Consider the following 638-nt stretch of genomic DNA (forward strand, 5'->3'; position numbering starts at 1 on the left):
CACGAGGTCTGGGCGGGGTGAAGCTGGTGATCTCCGACGCCCACGCCGGACTGAAGAAGGCCGCAGCGACCGTGTTGCAGGGCGCCGCCTGGCAGCGCTGCCGCGTCCACTTCATGCGCAACGTCCTGACCGCCCTCCCGAAGGGCCGGCAGGAGATGGTCGCCAGCGTGATCCGCACGATCTTCGCCCAACCCGACGCCGAGCACATCGATGCCCAGTTCGACGAAGTCGTGCGCATGATCGAGCGCGTCCACCCCAAGACCGCCGTGATGCTCACCGACGCCCGTGACGACATCCTCGCGTTCAAAGCGTTCCCCGCCCGGCATTGGCGACAGATCTGGTCCACGAACCCGCTGGAACGCCTCAATCGGGAGATCAAGCGCCGCACCGACGTCGTTGGCGTGTTCCCGAACAACGCCGCCCTGCTCCGCCTGGCCGGCTCCGTCCTCGTCGAGCAACACGACGAATGGGAAGCCGCCGACCGCCGCTACTTCTCCGAAGCCTCCATGACCGAGCTCACCGCGACCACCCCCACCATCGACGAGGCGGTGATACTCCCCGAGATCACCGCCGCCTAAACTAACGACAGCTGATCATCGCAACGAAGCGAAAGACCACCACTCAAACGGACGCGGCCG

The 638-nt window shown here is 66.1% G+C and carries 1 protein-coding gene; it reads left to right on the plus strand.

All coding sequences use genetic code 11. The features are described from left to right. The coding region (locus tag B4F19_RS15315; protein ID WP_292736088.1) for an IS256 family transposase at positions 1–578 on the plus strand (578 nt) is incomplete at its 5' end. Positions 579–638 lie beyond the last annotated feature (60 nt).

This window comes from Microbacterium sp. UBA1097 (assembly GCF_002313585.1).
Taxonomy (GTDB): Bacteria; Actinomycetota; Actinomycetes; order Actinomycetales; family Microbacteriaceae; genus Microbacterium.